Source organism: Arenimonas sp. (assembly GCF_019459675.1).
Classification (GTDB): domain Bacteria; phylum Pseudomonadota; class Gammaproteobacteria; order Xanthomonadales; family Xanthomonadaceae; genus Arenimonas.
This window is the reverse complement of sequence record NZ_JAIBFH010000024.1, coordinates 1-4,129: the sequence shown is the minus strand read 5'-3', so window position 1 is coordinate 4,129 and position 4,129 is coordinate 1. Positions and strand designations below refer to the sequence as shown.

Below are 4,129 nucleotides of genomic sequence, written 5' to 3'. Positions count from 1 at the left end.
CGGCGCATTGACCGCCGTCGGGACGCCGCCGCTGATGTAGTAAACGTCGGCCGGCATCAACTCGGCGCCCAGCAGTCTTTCGACCACGCGCACCACGTGCGAAAGGTTGCTGGCCAACAGCACCCCGCCGATCACGCCGATCAGGGTGCCCAGCACGCCGATGACCGAACCCTGCACTACGAAAACCCGCATGATCCCGCCCGGTGACATACCCAGCGTGCGCAGGATGGCGATGTCGGACTGTTTGTCCTGCACCAGCATCACCAGCGACGACACCAGGTTGAAGGCGGCGATGGCGATGACCAGGGACAGCAGGATGAACATCACGGTCTTTTCCATCTTCAGCGCGCGGAAGAAGTTGGCGTTGTCCTGGCTCCAGTCGCGGACCTGGTAGAAGCCGTCCATGCGCTGGGACAGGTCGCGGGCCACGGGCCAGGCGTCCCAGAGGTCCACCAGCTTCAGGCGCACACCGGTGACGCCCTCGCCCATCCGCCCCAGCCGCTGCGCGTCGCCCAGGTGCACCAGGGCCAGGCCGAGGTCGTACTCCTGCGCGCCGGCTTCAAACACGCCCACCACGGTAAAGCGCTTGGCCCGCGGCAGCGCGCCCAGCGGTGTCACCGTGGCTTCCGAGATGAACACATTGACCGGGTCGCCAATGCCCACGCCCAGCAGCAGCGCCAGCTCCTGGCCAAGGATGATGTTGAACTCGCCGTCCTGGAGATCGGTGAGCTTGCCCTGCTTCATCTTGTCGGCGATTTCCGACACCCGTGGTTCGGTGTCCGGCAGCACGCCGCGCAGGATGGCGCCGCGCCGCTGCGCGCCCTGCAGCAGGGCCTCGGTTTCGGTGTAAGGCGCCGCGCCCACCACGCGCTTGTCTTGGTTGGCATAGGCCACGGCACGGGGCCAGTCCTGCAGCGGCCCGTCCACGCCCGACACGGTGGCGTGCGCCACCATGCCCAGGATGCGGTCGCGCAGCTCCTGCTGGAAGCCGCTCATCACCGCGATGGTGGTGATGAGCGCCATCACCCCGATGATGATGCCCAGGATGGACGCCATCGAAATAAAGGAAATGAACCCGTTGCGCCGCTTGGCGCGCAGGTAGCGAAGTCCGATCGAAAAAGGCAGGGGCTGGAACATGGGGTCCTATGCTGCCTGTTTGCGCAGCGGTTTTACATAACGCCAGCTGACGGCCAGGGCGAGCCTGAGCTGGCGGCGGTCTTGCGGCGGCAGGGTGTCGGGCCACCAGGCCAGCCGATGGATCCGGCCGTGCCGGTCGGTGCCGGCCAACGTGGCCTGTGGACCGCGCAGCCGGACGGTGACCGCGTCGATGCGGATCAGGCCGTCGCGTTGGGTGAGGTAGGCCGGCTCGTCGCCGCCCAGCCAGTCGAGCGAACAGGGCGGACGCTGCAGCTGGCGCCGGGCCAGCCAGGCGCCCCACCCCGCCGCCAGCACGGCGCCGGGCAGCGCAAGCGCGGCAGGCAGGGCGCTCAGGCCCAGCGACAGCGCCGCCATCAGGCCCAGGCAGGTGAGCGCGGCGGCAAGCCAGCGCGACGGGCGCCAGTCAATGCGGCATGTCCAGGATGCGTTGGACGATGGCATTGAGGTCAGCCTCCTGCGGCGTTTCCCGGCCCATGAACCAGCGCCAGAGCTTATCGTCCTCGCAGTCGAGCAGGCGTAGGAAATGGCTGCGCTCGACCTCATCCGCGTGCTCCCAGCGACCGTCGAGATAGCGCAGCATCAGCTGGTCAAGCTCCCGCATGCCCCGCCGGCAGCGCCAGCGCAGGCGCCGGATCACCGGGTCGTCGCTCATCCGGCGGCAAGCCAGGCCAGGCGGCCGGTGTAGACGAACAGCGCGACGGTCGCCAGCGCGTAGGCGCTGAAGCGATGCATCACGCGGTTGTAGGTGCACTGGATGGCGCTGTGCACCGCGCGCAGGGCGACGAAGACCCAGGCCAGCACCAGCAGCGCCGGATCGGCGATGCCGCTGGCGATGGTCGCCAGCACCAGGACGTAGAAGAGCACCGGCACTTCGAACAGGTTGCTGAAGTTGTCGCTGGCGCGGGTGTCCTTGAGCAGGCCCTTGTTGGCCGACCCCGAAAGCTGCTGCGGATCGATGCGGCTGCGCTTCATCTCGCCCAGCCGCAGCTGGTAAAGGCGCAGCCAGACCAACAGCGTCAGCCCCACCATGCCCAGCAGCGGCAGCAGCAGCGCGTTCACGGGCGTGGCGGGCACGGTGGCCGGCTCAGGCGCCGCGACGCTGCAGCATCAGCTTCTTGATCTCGCCGATCGCGCGCGCCGGGTTCAGGCCCTTGGGGCAGGTGCGCGTGCAGTTCATGATCGTGTGGCAGCGATAGAGCTTGAACGGGTCCTCGAGGTCATCCAGGCGCGAACCGGTGTCCTCGTCGCGCGAGTCGATGATCCAGCGGTAGGCCTGCAGCAGCACGGCCGGGCCCAGGTAACGGTCGCCGTTCCACCAGTAGCTCGGGCAAGCCGTCGAACAGCAGGCGCAGAGGATGCACTCGTACAGGCCGTCGAGCTTGGCGCGGTCTTCCTTCGACTGCAGCCGCTCCTTGGCGGGCGCGGGGCTCTGCGTGCGCAGCCAGGGCTTGATGGAAGCGTACTGGGCGTAGAACTGGGTGAGGTCCGGCACCAGGTCCTTGACCACCGGCATGTGCGGCAGCGGATAGATCGGCACTTCGCTTTTGCCGCACTCGGCAATGCCCTTGGTGCAGGCCAGCGTGTTGGTGCCGTCGATGTTCATCGCGCACGAGCCGCAGATGCCCTCGCGGCAGCTGCGCCGGAAGGTCAGCGTGGGGTCTATCTCGTTCTTGATCTTGATCAGCGCGTCCAACACCATCGGCCCGCACGAATCCATGTCGACTTCGTAGGTGTCGGTGCGCGGGTTGGCGCCGTCGTCGGGGTTCCAACGGTAGATCTTGAAGGTGCGCACGTTCTTCGCGCCGGGGGCGGCGAAGTGCTTGCCCTTGCTGACCTTGGAATTCTTCGGGAGTGTGAACTCAGCCATCTTATTCGTCCTTGGGCCAGGTCAGTAGGTGCGTGCTTTGAGCGGCACCACGTCAACATCCTTGCTCAGCGTGTACATGTGCACCGGGCGGTAGTCGATCTTGGTGTCGCCAGCGTCGTCCACCCAGCACAGGGTGTGCTTGTGCCAGTTGACGTCGTCGCGGTCCTTGAAGTCTTCGCGGGCGTGGGCGCCGCGCGATTCCTGGCGGTTCTCGGCCGAAACCAGCGTGGCCACGGCCTGGCCCAGCAGGTTCTGCAGCTCCAGGGTTTCCACGAGGTCCGAGTTCCAGATCAGCGACCGGTCGGAAACGCGAACGTCCTGGAACGACTTCACCACCTCGAGGATCGCATCCACGCCGTGCTTGAGCGTTTCGCCGGTGCGGAACACCGCGGCGTCGTTCTGCATGGTCTGCTGCATGGCGTCGCGGATCTCAGCGGTGGGGGTGCCGCCGCTGGCGTTGCGCAGCTTGTCGAAGTTGGCCAGCGACTTGTCGCAGGCCGAGGCCGGCAGGGACTTGTGCGGTGCGCCGGGCTTGATGGTCTCGGCGCAGCGGTTGGCCACCGCGCGACCGAACACCACCAGGTCGAGCAGCGAGTTCGAGCCCAGGCGGTTGGCGCCGTGCACGGAAACGCAGGCCGCTTCGCCGATCGAGTACAGCCCCGGCACGATGCTGTCGGGGTTGCCGTTCTTGAGCGTGACCACTTCACCGTGGTAGTTGGTCTGAAGGCCGCCCATGTTGTAGTGGACGGTTGGCAGCACCGGGATCGGCTGCTTGGTGACGTCGACGTTGGCGAAGATCTTGGCGGTTTCGGCGATGCCCGGCAGCTTCTCGTGGATGTCGGCCGGGTTGAGGTGGGTCAGGTCCAGGTGGATGTGGTCCTTCTTCGGACCCACGCCGCGGCCTTCGCGGATCTCGATGGTCATCGAGCGCGACACCACGTCGCGCGAGGCCAGGTCCTTGGCGTTGGGCGCATAGCGTTCCATGAAGCGCTCGCCGGCCTAATTGCGCAGGATGCCGCCTTCGCCGCGAACGCCCTCGGTGATCAGGCAGCCGGCGCCGTAGACGCCGGTGGGATGGAACTGCACGAACTCCATGTCCTGCAG

The 4,129-nt window shown here is 66.9% G+C and carries 5 protein-coding genes and 1 pseudogene; all 6 read right to left on the bottom strand.

The window, feature by feature from the left end; genetic code table 11:
* A partial coding sequence (locus tag K0M70_RS00850; protein ID WP_290778021.1) for a lipoprotein-releasing ABC transporter permease subunit occupies nt 1-1,137 on the bottom strand: 1,137 nt, incomplete at its 3' end.
* Nucleotides 1,138-1,143: 6 nt separating this feature from the next.
* Nucleotides 1,144-1,599 (bottom strand): hypothetical protein, encoded by a 456-nt coding sequence (locus K0M70_RS00845; protein ID WP_290778018.1) that lies wholly within the window; start codon nt 1,597-1,599, stop codon nt 1,144-1,146.
* Nucleotides 1,562-1,810, bottom strand: a complete 249-nt coding sequence (locus K0M70_RS00840) for a succinate dehydrogenase assembly factor 2 (protein WP_290778016.1) — start codon at nt 1,808-1,810, stop codon at nt 1,562-1,564. The genes K0M70_RS00845 and K0M70_RS00840 overlap by 38 nt, the downstream gene beginning before the upstream one ends.
* Nucleotides 1,807-2,232 (bottom strand): MAPEG family protein, encoded by a 426-nt coding sequence (locus K0M70_RS00835; RefSeq protein ID WP_290778014.1) that lies wholly within the window; start codon nt 2,230-2,232, stop codon nt 1,807-1,809. Before K0M70_RS00835 ends, K0M70_RS00840 begins: the two co-directional genes overlap by 4 nt.
* A 10-nt stretch (nt 2,233-2,242) precedes the next feature.
* Nucleotides 2,243-3,025 carry a succinate dehydrogenase iron-sulfur subunit gene (locus K0M70_RS00830; RefSeq protein WP_290778011.1) on the bottom strand — a complete coding sequence of 261 codons (783 nt, stop codon included), beginning with the start codon at nt 3,023-3,025 and terminating at the stop codon, nt 2,243-2,245.
* Between the two features lie 21 nt (nt 3,026-3,046).
* A pseudogene (locus K0M70_RS00825) lies at nt 3,047-4,129 on the bottom strand (FAD-binding protein); the annotation flags it as partial.